A 17,387-nucleotide genomic window follows, 5' to 3' on the forward strand; every position below is an offset into this window, starting at 1 on the left:
CATAGGTAGTACTGCTCATTTTGGGGTTAAGTGATGGTTTTGTCGATACGCTCGATGCTGTGCAGAAGTTACGGGAAGGGAAAAATATCAAAACGGTATTTTGCTCATGCGCTTAAAGCTTCACCGCATGATAGTAATGGTTTTCTCCCTCATCCTCGAATTCCCCGATAAGTGAAAGTCCCGATGCAGCCAGCAATTCTTTATATTCCTCTGCACCGAGCGATACCGATTCTATTTCTGTAATGGCATCGTTCCATTTCATTTTTTGAGATGGGGCCGTAAATAAGAGCCTTCCGCCGGAGTACAGCGCACGGGCCATTTTGGGAATTACTACTTTCTGTGTTTCTGCCGGTAAAAGGAATATCAGGCCCCAGGCAATGATGGCATCGAATTGCCGATTGAAAAAGAGGGAATCTTCTGCCGCCTCGCAGGCGACGGGAGTATTGGGGAAGTTCTGCTGGAAGACCTTAACCATTGAAGGTGATGCATCCATCGCGTAGACGGTCAAGCCTTCCTCTACCAATGCCTTCGAAATCGGGTCGCCTGCACCACAACCTACATCCAGGACCGTGGCATTCAGAGGCAGCGACCTGGCCCACTGCCTGACGGACGCCGCGCCGACTCCATCAATGCCCTTGGAACGGCAGCGGATGAATGTGGCGGCGTTGGCTTCGTATCCGTTTGATTTGTCCATGGGTGGGCGGTTTGTGTTTTGAGATTGTAATGCGTTGACAATCGGGCGCTTCACGCTAGCACCCCTTCGTAGCGCTAAGATACAAATGACGCTCAATTGGTGCTCCTATTTATTTGGCCGACTTCCAGTTAGCCAAGGTTTCAGCACCTTCGTCACCTGAGGCATCACCACCCACGTAAGCAGCCCTACCATACATCCAGCCACGATCAAAGTTTTGAGTGCAGGATGCAGCTCCTGAATGTGCGGACCAAGAACATAAGTTAAGAACAAGCTGGTAGGATAAACCCCGCAAAGTGTTGCCACCGCCATTCTCCATCTCGGCGGAGGAACCGGAGAGCGAAACCAGGCTTCCAGACCCGTCAACTCGCGGTAAACCGGCTCCTCCGTCAGCGTCGATGCGTAGGCTTCCCAATCTTTGAACAGCTTCGAATTATAAAATGCATCCCGCTCAGCCTGATCGGCGAAAGTTCTTAATATCCCGATTTCGCGGCTGTCGTTGCCTGGCAGCGCCGTCATCATCGCTGCCCCATGGACGCCGCCATGGAGGAACGAGTCGCCCAGAAAACGTCGCAGGGCGTCTTTGAATTCTTGTTCTTTTCCGGGGAGGACTTTGCGGGTGATGGCTACGTGTATGGGCATTGGGGGATGTGGGTTGGGAAGTGGTGTCGGCAAATTTATGAAATAGTAATTGTAGATTCGACGAAATACTTTCTTGGGGATTTTCACTGAAACCGTTGATTTCCGAGACCGTTGGCTAAAGATCCCAAACTGGTTACGATCCGCACTGAACAACGCCATTCTCCCAACCCTTTCTTGATCCAAATATTCACCTATATTTGCTCCGCGAACTTTATTAAAATTTCATGGTGCTTATGTTACAGTTTAGGTTTGAAAAGTGGTCTTGGAGAGGCATACGGGTGAAAGTCCCGAGACCTATCATAGCACCTGCTTTGATGAAGTTCGCAGTGACCTCTCCTTGTTTATTCACCATCAATCCATTTAGGAAATGCGAACTTCAAATGGTCCAGGTGTTGGCTCGAACGAGGATTCAGTCAACCCCACGAATGATGCACGTCACGCATCAAACATCAGCACGCCGCTAGTGCAATCACAAGCCGAGTTTTGGTATTTAGTCGAATCGCAAGGCTGCAAAGAGCTGGCGCATTCGCTTCGAATGATCCACGATCTGGCGCTTTATCATTCGGACGTCCCGTTTAATGCCGAAGAAAAGTCGGCGCTCTTTGATCTGAAAGTGCTTTGGGAGGGCTTCGAGAAGATGGGAGAAAATGTTTAGGAAGTAGGGGCTGCGGTGGCAGTCCTTTTTTATTTTCAAATATGTGAAAGTTCAAGTGACCCGGTTATTGACAGTAGTCTATGCAAATCTTTAAAAACAACAAGCAAACCCTCTCCACGCTCCTCGAAATGCCTTTCAAGCTCGAAAGGGAAATTCAAAACCTCTTTGAACAGAATCTGGAAGTGCTCACTTCGCTGAAATTGGTGAAGTCGGAGTTTACGATCAAGCATGCTCGCATTGATACCCTGGCGTTCGATCCGGAAAGCAAGGCGTTTGTGATTATTGAATACAAACGTAGCCAAAATTACAGCGTAGTGGATCAGGGCGTGTCGTATCTGAACCTCATGCTGGAATACAAAGCCGACTTCATCGTCGAATACAACGAAGCGCAGCAGGCGCATCTGAAACGCAGCGATGTGGACTGGTCACAGAGCCGCATTATTTTTGTTTCTCCCTCGTTTACGGAATTTCAAAAGCAGTCTACGAACTTCAAGGATCTGGCTATTGAGCTGTGGGAGATCAAGCGGTTTGAGAATGATATCATAACCATCAACCATTTAAAGAAATCTAAGTCGGCCCCTAGCATCCGGCAAGTGCAGCAGAATATCGATACGGAAATCGGTAAGGTGACGGAGGAAATTAAAGTATATACGGAGGAAGATCATCTGGCTGGAAAGAGCGATCATGTCAAGGAGCTTTATGAGGCTTACAAGGCGGCAATTATCAATCTGTCGCCCGATATCGAGGTAGAAGCAAAGAAGCTGTATGTGGCTTTCAAAAAGCCCAGGAATGTAGTGGACATCCGCATTCAATCGGAGTCGCTGAAAATGTGGATTAACTTAAAGAAGGGCCAGCTTCTGGATGAAAAAGGATTGACCAGGGACGTGTCCCAATCCGGGCATTGGGGAAATGGAGATTATGAATTGGTTGTCAAGGACACAGCTAATCTTGAATACATCATGAGCCTGGTGAAGCAAGCCTTGCCTATCATTTGAACAGCACAAAAAAAGGCCCTGAAAAATCAGGACCAAAACTAGCGAGGGAGACGGGTCTCGAACGGCATCGGCCGCCGCTCGCGATCCCCAGAACGACAATCTGGTGCTCTAACCAACTGAGCTACAACCTCCGTTTCGGAGCACAAAAAAAGGCCCTGAAAATTTCAGGACCTTTACCGGGAGGGAGACGGGTCTCGAACGGCATCGGCCGCCGCCCGCGACCTCCAGAACCACAATCTGGTGCTCAAACCAACTGAGCTAGAACCTCCGTTTTCGAGCACAAAAAAAGGCCCTGAAAATTTCAGGACCTTTACCGGGAGGGAGACGGGTCTCGAACCCGCGACCCCCAGAACCACAATCTGGTGCTCTAACCAACTGAGCTACAACCTCCGTTTTGAGGACACAAAATTAGGAAAAGGTTTGCAGCTTGCAAGAAAATCTTAGAAAATTTTTGCGAACTGCAAACCCTTTCGCAAGCCGGAGCTTGATTATTTAGCCGCAGTGTACAGTGCGTCAGCAGCTTTCCAGTCTACAACGTTCCAGTAGGCGTCGATGTAGTCGGGGCGCTTGTTTTGATATTTCAGGTAATAGGCGTGCTCCCATACGTCGAGACCGATCACCGGGGTACCTTTTACGTCCGCGATGTCCATCAATGGGTTGTCCTGGTTAGGAGTAGAAGTGATTGCGATTTCTCCGCCTTCTTTTACGATCAGCCATGCCCAGCCCGATCCGAAACGGCCGGTAGCTGCTTTTTTGAATTCGTCTTTGAATGCAGCGAATGAACCGAATTTAGCGGTGATGGCCTTGCCTAGCTCGCCGGTTGGCTCGCCGCCGCCGTTTGATGAAAGTGATTTCCAGAAAAATGAGTGGTTCCAGTGACCGCCGCCATTGTTGCGCACAGCAGCCGGTGCTTTGCTGATGCCAGCCAAAAGTTCTTCTATGGTTTTGCCTTCCAGCTCAGTGCCTGCTACTGCTGCATTCAGGTTGGTAACATATGCCTGGTGGTGACGGTCGTGATGTATCTCCATGGTCAATGCGTCGAAGTACGGTTCCAATGCATTGTTTGCGTAAGGTAAGGGATCCAGTGTAAATGCCATTTTTCAGTGTAGTTTAATGATTAATAAAATTGTTTTAACAGATAGGCTAACAGCAGAATGGCGCTTTATGTTCTTAACTCCCGGAAAAATTTGAGTAGTAACTGCTGGGATTCCATTGCCATAATGCCGGTTACGAGCTTGGTTTTCGGGTGCAGCAGCGGTTGGCTGATCCTTGAAAATCCCCGCTTTTCGTCGGTTGCGCCCACTACCACACGCTTTACCTGCGTCCAGTAGAGCGCGCCCGCGCACATCACGCAAGGTTCCAGCGTCACGTACAAGGTGCAATCGGTGAGGTATTTAGAGCCCAGGTGGTCGGCGGCGGCGGTGATGGCAATCATTTCGGCGTGGGCAGTGACGTCGTTGAGCCGTTCGGTTTGGTTATATCCCCTGCCGATGATCCTGTCTTTGGCCACCACGAGTGCGCCAACAGGGATTTCGCCTTCTTCATAGGCCTTATGGGCGAGCGCGAGGGCTTCTTCCATAAAGTAGTGATCAGTAATGTCTGCCTGTATGTCCATAGGGCGGTAAAGAAAACGGGACATCCATTGCATTGCAACAAATGTCCCGTGGTGTTTGATTAAATCAATGATCAGGGCTTCATTACACGCTGGACGGTGCTCAGATTGCCATTCTGGATGCGCAGCAGGTAAAGTCCGGAAGGATAGTTAGCGAAATCCACCTCCGTTTTTTGCTGTTTGATAACCTGGGTTGAACGCGGGCGACCGTTGAGGTCTACTACTTCGATTTTCGCCTGCTTCGGTGAAATGGTGCCGGTTACTTCCACGGTGCATTTACTGTTGATTACCGTCGGGTAAACCTTCGCCCAATCTGCCGGAGCAGGCGGCTCCACGCCAAGGATAGGGTCAACCTGTACTCTTGCCGTACCCACACCCGTACCGACGCCGCAGCCATTGGTCACTTTGGTAATCGCGTAGGTAGTCGTCGTTCTCGGCGCCAGCTTGAAATTGAAAGGCGTCGCATTTGCGGTGATCAGCGTATCCTTTATTCCGTTGTTCAATGTGATTGTCCATGGCGCTTTTCCGGTGATGTCGGCTTTCAGGTTGGCGAATTCACCTACGAGAATGGTTTGTGCTCCCGTCAAAGTAGCAACCGGCAGCGGGCTTACATTGATCGTGATGGCACTCACGCTTCCTTTTACGGTGAAATCGGGATTGGTACCCGAGCTGATTACTCTCACAAAATAGGTCCCTCCTTTGGTAGTGTCCGGGAATGTCGCCGAAACGGAGTTCGCTGTCGCCGTCGACGCGATCGTATAGAACTTGGCATCGACATTTTCTTTCGCTACCTGCAATTTAAAGGTATTGCCGGCAGGGAAATCGCCCGACTGCTGGAATGGCACCGTAAACGGCTTGCTCGCGCAGATTTCGGATACAGACGGACTTCCTGAGTTGATGGTCGGTACTTTTACGGTAACAACCGCCAAACCATTGATCGTTCCTTTACCGCAAGCATTGGAAACTTCGGTGAGGAGATAGCTCGTGGTGGTGCTTGGCTTAACCTGCACCTGGTGGTCGGCCTGGTCGGTGGTATCGGTCAAGCCACTCGACAAGATGTAAATCCACGGGCCGTCGCCGGTGAATTTGATATTGATCGTCGCTGTCTGTCCTAGGTCGATGGTCGGGTTACCCGAAATCGTCGCGGAAGGCAATGATTTGATGTGGATCTTAATCTCTTCTTTCGGGCTTTCGCAGCCATTAGAGCCGGTTTGCGTTACGTAGAATGAGTAATCCTGAACCTTCTCTGTAAACGGAGTGAACGGAACGCCCTGGAACTCGGTATCATTTGCCCCACGGTACCATTTCAGGATCGATCCGGTTGCATCCAGTACCGGTGCCACTTCATTCTGGCAGTATTCCAGGTATGTTTTGGTGGTAGGCTTTGGAGTCGTGTTGATTTTGACATCGATCTTCGCACGATCGCCGGCACAGCCTGCCAACGTTTGTCCCACGTAGTAGGAAGTGATTCCCCCCTCGGCAGTTGACGGTGTCGGTGCATTAGGGCTCGCAGAGCCGCCGGATGCATTGGTTCCGTACCAGTCCAAAGTTGCATTGGCGGATGGCGTAGCTTCAAGCGGCTTTGCAGCTATAAACTGGCAATATTCGATCAGAGACTGAGAGATACCTGGCAAGCCTGGAAGAGGCTTCACGAGGATTTTCTGTGAAACACGAGTGGTGCTTTCACAACCTTTGGCGCTCGACTGAGTTACATAATAAATTGTTTCTTTCGCTTCTTTCAGGTTAATCGTAGGTGCAGTTGTGCTGGCGGTTCCACCGGTGGCGGCTGTATACCATTTCAAAGTGTTACCTGCTGATGCCTGTGTCGGGAAAGTATAGTTTTTATCCGAGCGCTCCTGGCAGAGTGCTTCCGAGAATGGCGCTAATGCGGCGGGAGTAGCATTGACAGTCACATCCAGCTTCGCACGCGGGCTCTCACACGTAAGGGTGCCGTAGGTGTTCGATTGCGTAACATAATAGGAAGTTGTCCCAGGAGCTGTCGCGGTCGGTGTCGGAGCTGTGGTTGTGCCCGTGCCGCCGGTTGGCCCGTTGTACCATTTATAAACGGCGCCCGAAGGAGTCAACGGAAGTGGCTTCGCACCAACGCAATAGTCAAGTGGTGTAACGGCAGGTGCCGCAGGAGTATCTTTGATTATGACTTCAATTTTCGCACGTGGGCCTTCGCACAATCCCGGAGAGGTCTGGCTGACATAGTAGTTGGTCGTTCCGACGGTAGTGGTAACAGGTACAGGTGCACCATCCAATGCAGTGCCGCCGCTTGCGCTGGTGTACCATTTAAGGGCGGTACCGTTCGCGGTCAAAGCAGCTGGTGATGAGTTCTGGCAAAGGTTTACGCTTGCCGTTACGGTAGGAGCAGTTGAAAAATTCTTTACGACAACGGCCACTTCTTTTCTTTGTACGCTTTCGCATCCGTTCACCGTCTGCGAAACATAATATCGCGTTGTTCCTACGGCTGTGGTGACAGGCGTTGGAGTGTCTTTTAATGCGGTACCACCACTGGATGACATATACCATTTAAGGCCGGAGCCGGTCGCAGTCAGAGGCGTGGCTGCTTCATTCAAGCAGTATTCAACCGGCGAGGTAGCAGTTGGAGGAGGCGTTTCACGAATGGTTACTTTAATTTCCGCCTTCGCGCTTTCGCAGCCGGGAGACACCGTTTGAGTAACAAAATAACTTGTGACACCTGCCGGAGAATTCGCTGGTTTCGGTGCTGCCGCAAGTGCCGTTCCTTCACTATCATACCATTTCAATTTCGTGCCGGTTGCAGTTAACGTTGTAGTAGGGCCATTGAGACAGAATTCTACGTCGGCAACACCCGGCTTAGCCGAAGGCGTACACGCGGTAACTACGACGTCAATTTTAGCGCGTTCGCTTTCACACGTGCCAACGGTTTGGGAAACGTAGTAGGATGTAGTCCCTGCCGTTTTTGTGTCAGGGGTGGGTGCTGTGGAAGACGCTGTCCCCCCGGTAGCATTTGGCCCGTACCAGTTGATTGTACCACCGCCGGACGGTGTAGCCACCAACGGGTATGCCTTATCATTTACTGTATACGACACAGGGGTTGTAACGGTCGGTTTCGCAACAGGCGGACAGGTTACCACCACGTCAATTTTGGCACGGGGGCTTTCACAAGCGCCAGGCTTCTGAGATACCCAATAGCTCGTGGTACCGGGGGCATCGGTTGACGGCGTTGGTGCTTTTTTGTCGCCTGTCCCGCCGGTAGCGTCGGTGTACCACAATAGATCTGCCGATGGAGTTGCGCTCAATGCCGTTGCTTTGGCACCTTGTACGTAGTTCACTGGCGATGTTACAGACGGAGCGGCAGGTACATTATTAATAGTCAACGGATCACTCGGTGATCCGTTGACTTGTAGCACCAACGCAATCCTTGAAATAACCCTGATTTTATAAGCCGCACCTGCAGTTGCTCCGGCTGGGATTGTTGCCGTGATGGGCGAAGTTTTTCCTGAACCGATCTCGGTAGGATTTAAGCCAAATGCTCCAGTCGCATCCGATAGTTGTGCAATAAAGTCAGTGTTGGCTGCGGGAGTTCCCGTGAATGTAAATGCAACGCTGACATTGCTCCCTGCGCAAACGGAAGCTGGCGTTATTGCCCCCGTGGTAATCGTTGTTTGTCCGAATGAAGCTGCCAGGCAGAACAGCGTGGCGAAAATGGTAAGGAAACTCTCTTTAATAAATGTTTTTTTCATGTATCTGTCTTAATATCTTTCCGCTAACCTTTTGATTGGTAAAGTTAGAGATATTTTTCAAATACGCTGAAGGTGATTTAAGGAAGCTGGCTTTTCCGTTGAATCAATGAACTATACACGACATCCTGGATTTTCCGACGTGTACGCTGGGTCGTGATCGCCGTGTTTTCGGCATCGGGATTGACGCGGTTGGAAAGAAATATAAATACAAGGTCTTCCTCCGGGTCCACCCACACCATGGTACCCGTAAAGCCCGTATGGCCGAACGAGTTGACCGAGGCTTGCGGCGAAACATAGGAGCTGTTCCCGTCCGCCGGCGCCTTGTCCCAACCCAGCCCCCGGTGGTGCGATTCGTCATACATACGCGAGAAGAAGGGCACGGTAGCCTGTTCGTAATAGCGTTTCCCGGCGTAGTTGCCCTTCCAGAGGTTCATTTGAAGTAAAACAGCCAGATCGCGGGCAGTACCGAAAAGACCGGCATGGCCTGAAACACCCCCTACAATCGCGGCCATCTGATCATGCACGGTTCCTTGCAGCAATTGCCCGCGGAAGCGGTAATCCTGTTCGGTAGGCGCAATCTGTTTTTCAGGAAAACGGCGCAATGGGTTGAAGCCCAGGTAGGGCAATCCGAGGGGTTCGTAAATGTTGGCAGCCACAAAAATATCCAGCGGCTGCCCCGTTATTCTTTCTACGATTTTTTGCAGCGTCAAAAAGCCGAGGTCACTGTACAAATAACCATAATTGCCGGCCCGGTCGCGACGGTTATTCATGGGCGATTCCACCACCCATTTCCAGACAGAATCGCGTAATGCGCCTTTGGCAAAAAGTTTAGGGGCGACTTGCAGATAGTAAGCGGTATCCTGCTTCGAACTGTAATATTCAGGCAGCAGCCCTCCTGCGCTGGTTTTGGTCCTGTCCCAAAGCGATGGATAGAAAGAGATCAGGCCGGAGCGGTGCAGGAGCAGGTCGCGAACGGTGAAGTTCTGTTTGGAGGTGCCGACCAGTTCCGGGAGGTATTTGGATGCCTTTTCATCCAGGCTGATCTGCTTCCGGTCATACAACAGCATGACAGCCTGCAATGTAGCCGAAACCTTCGTGAGCGAAGCCAGGTCGTAAATCGTTTCGGGCGTAACGCGGTCGTTGGTGCGGTAGCTCAGCCCGCCGAATTGTTTTTCATAAATGATCTTGCCCTGTCTGGCTACAAGTATTTCACAACCGGGAAAAACATGGTCATTCACCGCCGCAGTAGCAATTTCATCGATTCTTTTAAGAGAAATGCCGTCGATACCCACGCTTTCAGGCGTACCGAATGCAATGCGGTTGATAGAAGTAATGTTCACGCCGGTGCCCGTTTTATACGCCAATACCGAAACCGGAAGGCGCCCTTTGGAGCTCAATGCGCCGAAGATAATCTGCGGTACGATCTCCTGCTGATCCTTGCCGTCCTGGTTCGCACAAATCAGCACGTCGGTGGCAGGGAAATACTGAATGGCATAAGGCGTCCCGAAAAGGCAAAGAACGACTTTCTTGTTCTGCTGTTTGAGCTGGTTTACAAAATCGACCATGCCCGTGGTAACACCATAATTCCGGGCCGGCTTGGAGCTGATGCCATGAATGTCGACGATAATTGTGTTGTAAGGTTCCAGGTACCCCAGCATTTCGGTGATCTGCTCCTGCGACGACGGCCCGTCGTAAAACGAGTAGTTCCGCATGGGTTTGTAGGTCGAAAGCATTTTCTGGAATGCCGCGCTGCTGCCTTCCCCCATGCTTACCGACGCCATGGTGTTGTCGATTACGGAGCCGATCGGAAGCAGGTTATTGTCGTTTTTCACAACTGTCACCGAAGCTTCGCACAGCTCACGGTATAGCTCCTTGCTCTTCTCGCTATTCAGGTCGGAATAAAGGTTGTTAGTGTCGATAGGCTGGTATTTGTTCAATCCGGCCCAGTATTTGGCCTGCAAAATACGTTTGACCTTATCGTCGATGATCTTTTCGCTGATCTGTTTAGAGTTAATGGCGTCCTTGATGCGCGCCACCGTCTCCGCAATGCTTTCGGGGTAAAGCAGCACGTCGTTGCCGGCTATCAATGCTTTAAGGTTTACGTCCGCGGCTTTCCCGTTTTTCAGCACGCCGCGCATGTTCATGGCATCTGTAAATACCAGTCCGCGGAAGCCGAGGTCTTTGCGCAGGAGGCCATTAACTACCTTATCGGAAAGCGAGCTGGCCTGGTTGGGCGTGTTATCCAATGCGGGAATGTACAAATGGGCATTCAGGACGCCCATGAGGCTATCCGCGATCATCTCGCGGTAGGGGTACAGGTCCGTGTTGTTGAGTTGTTCCAATGAGTGTGTCAGCACCGGCAATGTGAAATGCGAATCCGCATCCGTGTCGCCATGGCCGGGGAAATGCTTAGCCGTCGCAATAATGCGATTGTGCTGCAAGCCCTTCATGTACGCGACCGACTTCCGGGCTACGTTCTCCTTGTCTTCACCGAACGAACGTATACCGATCACCGGATTAGCTGCGTTGCTGTTCACATCTGAAACCGGTGCGAAGTTGATGTGAATACCGAGGCGTCTGCATTGGCGTGCGATATCGTCGCCCATGCGGTAAATCAGCTGATCGTCCTGGATCGAGCCGAGTACCATTTGTTTCGGGAAGGAAATGGTGCTGTCGAGGCGCATACCGAGGCCCCATTCGCCGTCGATACCGATGAAAAGCGGAATGTTTGAATGTGATTGGTAACGGTTGGTAAGCTGCGCCTGCCCCACCGGGCCACCCTGGAAGAATATCAGGCCGCCGATTTGGTAGTCGTTGATCAGCTTATCGATGTATTTGTAATGGGATTCGTCGCGGTTCGAGAAAGTCGCCACCATGAAAAGCTGACCGATCTTCTGCTCGATGGTCAGGGATTTGAGGGTGCTGTCTACCCATTGATTCTCGGGGAGGACGATGACCGGATCGCGGTGCTTTTTAGGGGCTTTGTGTTTCGATTCGGGAGCGGCAGCAGGTACAGGATTGACAGCGACCGTTTTGACCGACATCATTTTCCACGCGACAGATGCCATGGAGGTAAGCACTACCAGCGCCACTACAATCACTACAACACGAAACCGGCCGAACCACCAATTTTTCATACCTGGAAACACTGACTTAACGAGGGAATGTTAGGTTTTACAACTTCAACAACTGATTATCAAAAGTTACAATAATAACAATTTTCCGGCGCTTTGAATCCTGAAAAATATCGTTTTAATGCAATTCTAATATTTGTCTGGCCGAATATCGTCTTGGTAATTACTGTCGGTACATTAAGCTTGCTGCGTGAGCTTTTTGAAAATATCTTCCAGTGAACCGCCCGTTTCGCGCAGTGCCTGCAATGAGCTATCGCTGACTACTTTTCCTTTGTTAATGATGATCACCCGGTCGCACAACGCCTCCACTTCCTGCATAATGTGCGTGGAGAAAAGCACTGTTTTGTCCTTACCGGCCGTGCGGATCACCTCACGAATCTCCTGGATCTGGTTGGGATCTAGGCCCGTCGTTGGCTCATCGAGGATCAGCACATCCGGATTGTGCAAAAATGATTGCGCCAGTCCCACCCGTTGCCGGTAACCTTTCGAGAGTTGTCCGATCTTCTTCCTGCGCTCCGGTTCCAGCCCGCACATCGCGATCACTTCATCTACCCGCGCATTCAATGCGGCGCCACGCATTCCGTACAGTTTTCCCGAAAAAAGCAGGAATTCGGTTACGTACATATCCAGGTACAGAGGGTTGTGCTCGGGCAGGTAGCCTATGGCCCTCCGCGCAGGCATGGGCTGCTGCATCACATCGAAATCCGAAACTTTGGCGACGCCTTCGGTAGGTTTGAGGTAACCCGTCAGGATTTTCATCGTAGTCGATTTCCCTGCCCCGTTCGGACCCAGGAAACCTACGATTTCACCTTTTTGAAGGCTAAATGAAATCCCGTCGACCGCCCGCTGCGTTCCGTAAACCTTCGTCAGATTGGTGACTTCGATCATGTATTAATTTTGAATGAGTGAATGAATGAATGATTGAATAAGAAGTCAGGAATTGTCATGTATGGTCATGTGTTGTTTCTTGTATCCTGACATGATGGGCTATTCCTGACCACGCATGACTACACCTGACTACGCCTGACCACCCATGACTACACCTGACTATTCATGACTACGCCTGACTACACCTGACCATTCCTGACCATTCATGACTACACCTGACCGCGATCAGACTTTCAGGAACAACTTATTCCTGTAAAGTAAATACATAAAAGCCCATTGTACCGCGATAAATGCAATTACTTCGCCTACCATTTCCACTGAATGCGGGAAATAGCTGAGTATGCCACCGAACAATGCACGGGCCGTATAGCCAAAGTCGATGAACCGGCCGACCATGTATATCACAATCGAATTCATACCTATTACCACGAAAAACAGCGTCCACTTGCGGTAATTGAGCACGTCTACGATCCAGTAGAACAGTGCCAGCAGCAAAGTACTGAACCCACCTGCACATAAGACGAACGAGCTGGTCCAGAGGTTTTTGTTAATAGGGAAAAAGTAGTCCCAAACGAGGCACAACAGCAGGCTGACGATTCCTGCGAAAACCAGGTAGGTGACTTTACTTTTCTGAGAAATGACTTCACCGCTGGTCCGCAGCAACTCGCCGGCGAAGATACCCATTAGTCCGGTGGCAATGGCGGGGATCGTAGATACGAGCCCCTCCGGGTCGTGAATGGTGAGGTGCAGGCGGCCGGGGATCAGCATTTTGTCGATATAGCTGGCCGGGTTGCAATCGATGGTGAGCATGCCGGCACCACAGCCCGGCACGGGATAGAACATCATGAACAGGTAATAGCCGATCAGCAGTCCGCCGAACCAGATCCAGCGTGCGCGGTAGCCGAAATAGAGGTAGATAATCTGCGCGAACATGCCCGCAAGCCCGATGCGCGCAAGTACGCTCGGGTAGCGCATCTGCGACCATTCCGTTTCGAAAAGGCCGTTGTTATAAATGATCCCTAAAATCACGAGGATAATCCCGCGCTGGATCACCTTCCGGATTAGTTGCGACGGCGGTACGCCCTTTTCGAGGCGGCTTCCGAGCGAGAAAGGAGTCGAAACACCGGCCATGAAGAGGAATGTGGGAAAAATAAGATCGTAAGCCCTGAAACCGTTCCATTCGGGGTGGGTAAACTGGTGGGCCAGGAATATCGCCCAGGACCAGCCGGTCGCTTTGGCGAGCACATGGAAAATCTCTTCGCCACCCGAAATCCAGAACATATCAAAACCACGCAACGTATCCAGGGACAATAACCTTTGTGAAGGAGCACTATCTTTCATCTGATAAAACAGGGTGTAGGGAAATAAAATTTGGAAAATAGAATGGAGTTTGAAATAAAACCAATAGCAACTACTGTAAAGATTGCAAAAAATACCATCCGTGATTCCAGCAAAAACTATATTTATTTGAATAAGCCTATAAGTCTCGCTGATAATGAAAAATGGGAGTGATATATGATGGTATACACAACTACCGTTATAAGCTTCGAATTTTTAACCCATCATCACCCCATGAAAAGGATCCTGACGCTGATCTTCGCCCTCGGCCTGCTGCTTGGCGGCTTTGCCAATTCCACATCATTCGCACAGAGCCGCCGTAGCGACGATCGCCGTAGCGACGTTCGCCACGACGACGAAAGTTTCCAAAGCGACGAACCCACCACCCATAGCAAGCTCAACAACCGGCGCCTCGAAAAGAATATGGACAAGTACGCCGACCAGCTTCAACTCACGAAGCGGCAGCAGAAACAACTCAAAAAGATCGACCGCCGATATGCGAGAATGGAAAGGAAAATGAAACGTCGGGGCGATAACAAGCGCAACGACCGCAAGCGCCTGGCCGAAGAGAAGCGCATTGAAATCATTGAGGTACTAACCCCCGGACAGCAGCAGACGCTGGAAGCACTCTCGAAAAAGGGGCGGTTTAGTTTTGATCAGTTGTTTGGAAAGTAGGACTTAGGATACCGTCAACTCATAATAATTTGGGATTAAAATCCAGAATAATCATAATATTTTTGGAATTTAATCCTTAAATATCATAATTTTATTGGATTCAATTCCTGAATTATGATAGTCAGAAGTCAACAAGAGGCGGCGTTAGCCTATCTTTTTAAAGGCAAAGCGCTTATTATTTACGGTCCAAGGCAAGCAGGGAAAACCACTTTCTCTGAACAGCTGCTTGCAATCGTTGCTAAAAAGACACTGAGGCTCAATGGCGACGACGCCGATACCAGGGAAGCTTTTCTCCGTCCGAATGCCATGCTCATCGAAAGGATAATCGGGGATAACGAGGTTGTATTCATCGATGAAGCACAGCGCATTCAGGATGTGGGGCTTGTGATCAAAATTATAGTCGATCGCTTTAAGCATGTACAGGTAATAGCAACAGGCTCGTCATCCTTTGAGTTGGCTGGCAATATTAATGAACCACTCACTGGTAGGCGGTACGAAATGCAGCTGCTTCCCATTTCGTATGAGGAATTGGTTAGATACACTGATTACCTCACTGAACAACGGCTTTTGGAACAACGACTGATTTATGGCTCGTACCCGGAAATCGTCACCGATCCTGTGAATGCTGAAAAGCATCTCAAACTGATTTCGAATAGCTATTTATATAAAGATTTGCTCGTGCTTGAACAGATCAAAAAACCTGTTTTGCTGGAAAAGATCGTCAAAGCGATTGCATTGCAGCTGGGGAGCGAGGTGAGCGTTACAGAAATCGGGCGGTTGGTTCAGGCAGATAATAAGACCGTGGAAAAGTACATCGATTTGCTGGAAAAGGCATTTGTACTCTTCACCGTTCCTGCATTTTCAGGCAATGTGCGCAATGAAATCAAAAAGGGAAGAAAGATTTATTTCTACGATAACGGAATCATCAACGCGGTTACCAACAATTTCAACTCCATTAAAAACCGAAATGACGTGGGTGCATTATGGGAAAATTACCTGATCAGCGAGCGCAAAAAGTTTTTGAACGCGAAAGAGCTAGATGCAAGAATATATTTCTGGCGGACTACCCAGCAGCAGGAGGTGGATTATATAGAAGAAGTAAAAGGGGAACTGCGTGCGGTTGAGTTCAAATGGAATCCGCATGCGTCTGCAAAGTTTCCGTCGACCTTTTTAAATAACTATCCCAAAGCAAAAAATACGCTGGTAACTCCTGCTAACCGCGATCAGTTTCTAACCTCGCCGGAGTTCTAAACGTTTAACAAACATCGAAAACTCACTATCACTGACAATCCCTGACCACACCTGACCCAATGACTATTCATGACTACACCTGGCCACCCACGACCCTTACTTCAACCCTTCCAGCCAAGCCTCAACCGTCGGCCCCGACAAATCGAATAGCAACCCCGGCAGAATACCGACGAGGATCGTCAGAATGACCAGCGGCACGAGCATGAACTTCTCCCGGCGCGTGAGGTCGGTGAGGACTTGTGTGGTGGCGTTTTTGTACCAGAACGAACTGAAAAACATCCGTTGATAGGTCCAGAGAAAATAGCCGGCAGCGAGGACGATACCGAGCGTGGATATCGCCGGAATCCACACGGGCAGGGCGTCGGACTGGAATGCACCCATCAGCGTGAACAATTCTCCGACGAAGCCAGAGAAGCCCGGCAAGCCGAGCGAGGCGAAGAATGCAATGCCCGTGACGACAGTATATTGCGGCATCACGGTGATCAGGCCACGGTAATGGTCGATACGACGATCGTGGGTGCGGTCGTAGAGTACGCCGGTGAGCAAGAAGAGCATTGCCGACAATATACCGTGGCTAACCATTTGGTAAATGGCACCATTGAAACCTTCAGGAGTGAATGCCGCAATACCTAGCAGTACGAAGCCCATGTGTGAGACCGACGAGTAGGCGATCATTTTCTTCAGATCGTTTTGACCCAGTGCATTGAAACCGCCGTAAACGATCGAGATCATACCGAGAATGGCGAGCGGAATGGCGCTGTACAAGGCCTCGGCCGGAAAGAAGCCGTCGACAATCCGGATAAAGCCATACCCACCGATTTTCAGCAAAATACCTGCCAGCACGACTGAAATGGGCGTAGGCGCTTCCACGTGCGCGTCGGGCAGCCACGTATGCACGGGCACGACGGGCAGTTTCACCGCGAAACCAATAAACAGGAACCAGAATGCGAGCAGACGGACCGGAATATCGGCAATGAAAAACTCCGACGCGGCACTCAGGATCGAGCCCGGAATATAGTTGCCAGGATCGGCCAGGTAGGTGAAACGGAATGTATGGATCAGTTGCTCCGGCGCGATCTTTCCATCAAAAAGCCATTGCTGGATCTGCGGGATCATGTCGGGATGGACCGCGTCTTCGGGGCCGATGAGTCCAACGGCACGTGCGGTTTCTACCGGATCGATCACCGAAAGGTAAAGGCCGATCATGACGATCAGGATCAGCAATGAGCCCAGGAATGTGTAAATAAAGAATTTCAATGCCGCATACTCGCGCCGCGGGCCGCCCCAAAGGCCGATAAGGAAGTACATCGGCAAGAGCATGAATTCGAAGAACAGGTAAAACAGGAAGAAGTCCTGGGCGAGAAAACAGCCCATTACGCTACCGCTCAGCAGCAAGTACAGGCCAAAATACGCCCTCGATTTATGATTGACATTCCACGAACTGACAACGCCCACCAGCAATACGACCACCGCCAGCAGCACCAGCGGAAAGCTGATCCCGTCCACAGCCAATGCATAGTCGACCGAAACAACGCCTAGCGAACCGATCGGCAGTGTGATCCACTCCCTTACCTCTGAAAGTTGCAACGCAGCCTCCTGACCATTAAATGACAAATACGATACCCCAACAACCACTACTTCCAACAACAATGCAACCAGCGCGATGAGCCGGAAATTATGCTGACTGTCGACCGGCCAGAATGCGACGGCAGCAGCGCCCAGTAGTGGTATGGCAATTAAGAAGGTGAGTATATGATCAATCATCAAGCATTAAT

Annotated in this window: 13 protein-coding genes and 1 tRNA gene; 4 read left to right on the top strand and 10 right to left on the bottom strand. The window is 50.4% G+C overall.

The window, feature by feature from the left end; all coding sequences use genetic code 11:
• Positions 1-112: 112 nt before the first annotated feature.
• Entirely contained in the window at positions 113-694 is a 582-nt protein-coding gene (locus ACQ4MZ_RS07765; RefSeq protein ID WP_430844082.1) for a class I SAM-dependent methyltransferase, read from the bottom strand.
• Between the two features lie 105 nt (positions 695-799).
• Complete coding sequence (locus ACQ4MZ_RS07770; RefSeq protein WP_430844083.1) at positions 800-1,333, bottom strand: antibiotic biosynthesis monooxygenase; 534 nt, start codon at positions 1,331-1,333, stop codon at positions 800-802.
• Between the two features lie 367 nt (positions 1,334-1,700).
• On the opposite strand from ACQ4MZ_RS07770, the gene ACQ4MZ_RS07775 reads away from it, so the two are divergent.
• Together ACQ4MZ_RS07775 and ACQ4MZ_RS07780 are read left to right on the top strand one after the other, a co-directional pair.
• On the top strand, positions 1,701-1,988 hold the full coding sequence (locus ACQ4MZ_RS07775; protein ID WP_430844084.1) for a hypothetical protein: 288 nt from the start codon (positions 1,701-1,703) through the stop codon (positions 1,986-1,988).
• Positions 1,989-2,068: 80 nt separating this feature from the next.
• Complete coding sequence (locus ACQ4MZ_RS07780) at positions 2,069-2,983, top strand: DUF5655 domain-containing protein (RefSeq protein WP_430844086.1); 915 nt, start codon at positions 2,069-2,071, stop codon at positions 2,981-2,983.
• Positions 2,984-3,298: 315 nt separating this feature from the next.
• Here ACQ4MZ_RS07780 and ACQ4MZ_RS07785 read toward each other — a convergent pair.
• The 7 genes from ACQ4MZ_RS07785 to ACQ4MZ_RS07815 form a co-directional block, all read right to left on the bottom strand.
• Positions 3,299-3,374, bottom strand: a tRNA-His gene (locus ACQ4MZ_RS07785).
• Positions 3,375-3,471: 97 nt separating this feature from the next.
• Positions 3,472-4,080, bottom strand: coding sequence for a superoxide dismutase (locus tag ACQ4MZ_RS07790; protein ID WP_430844087.1), 609 nt, complete (start codon positions 4,078-4,080; stop codon positions 3,472-3,474).
• 65 nt (positions 4,081-4,145) lie between these two features.
• Entirely contained in the window at positions 4,146-4,598 is a 453-nt protein-coding gene (locus ACQ4MZ_RS07795) for a nucleoside deaminase (protein WP_430844088.1), read from the bottom strand.
• Positions 4,599-4,669: 71 nt separating this feature from the next.
• Positions 4,670-8,326 (bottom strand): T9SS type A sorting domain-containing protein, encoded by a 3,657-nt coding sequence (locus ACQ4MZ_RS07800; protein ID WP_430844090.1) that lies wholly within the window; start codon positions 8,324-8,326, stop codon positions 4,670-4,672.
• A gap of 77 nt (positions 8,327-8,403) precedes the next feature.
• Positions 8,404-11,463 carry a glycoside hydrolase family 3 N-terminal domain-containing protein gene (locus ACQ4MZ_RS07805; RefSeq protein ID WP_430844092.1) on the bottom strand — a complete coding sequence of 1,020 codons (3,060 nt, stop codon included), beginning with the start codon at positions 11,461-11,463 and terminating at the stop codon, positions 8,404-8,406.
• Between the two features lie 174 nt (positions 11,464-11,637).
• Positions 11,638-12,348, bottom strand: a complete 711-nt coding sequence (locus tag ACQ4MZ_RS07810; protein WP_430844094.1) for an ATP-binding cassette domain-containing protein — start codon at positions 12,346-12,348, stop codon at positions 11,638-11,640.
• Positions 12,349-12,573: 225 nt separating this feature from the next.
• The gene (locus ACQ4MZ_RS07815) at positions 12,574-13,689 is read right to left on the bottom strand and encodes an acyltransferase family protein (protein ID WP_430844095.1); all 1,116 of its coding nucleotides are present in this window, start codon (positions 13,687-13,689) and stop codon (positions 12,574-12,576) included.
• A 231-nt stretch (positions 13,690-13,920) separates the two neighbouring features.
• Between ACQ4MZ_RS07815 and ACQ4MZ_RS07820 the strand changes: the two genes are divergently transcribed.
• Both ACQ4MZ_RS07820 and ACQ4MZ_RS07825 read left to right on the top strand, forming a co-directional pair.
• Positions 13,921-14,361 carry a hypothetical protein gene (locus ACQ4MZ_RS07820; protein ID WP_430844096.1) on the top strand — a complete coding sequence of 147 codons (441 nt, stop codon included), beginning with the start codon at positions 13,921-13,923 and terminating at the stop codon, positions 14,359-14,361.
• A gap of 114 nt (positions 14,362-14,475) precedes the next feature.
• Positions 14,476-15,612 carry an ATP-binding protein gene (locus ACQ4MZ_RS07825; RefSeq protein WP_430844098.1) on the top strand — a complete coding sequence of 379 codons (1,137 nt, stop codon included), beginning with the start codon at positions 14,476-14,478 and terminating at the stop codon, positions 15,610-15,612.
• Positions 15,613-15,708: 96 nt separating this feature from the next.
• Here the strand turns inward: ACQ4MZ_RS07825 and ACQ4MZ_RS07830 are convergent, their stop codons facing one another.
• Positions 15,709-17,376 carry a complex I subunit 4 family protein gene (locus ACQ4MZ_RS07830; RefSeq protein ID WP_430844100.1) on the bottom strand — a complete coding sequence of 556 codons (1,668 nt, stop codon included), beginning with the start codon at positions 17,374-17,376 and terminating at the stop codon, positions 15,709-15,711.
• Positions 17,377-17,387 lie beyond the last annotated feature (11 nt).

Origin of the sequence: Dyadobacter sp. BHUBP1 (genome assembly GCF_050587785.1) — a bacterium.
In the GTDB taxonomy this organism is placed as follows: Bacteria; Bacteroidota; Bacteroidia; order Cytophagales; family Spirosomataceae; genus Dyadobacter.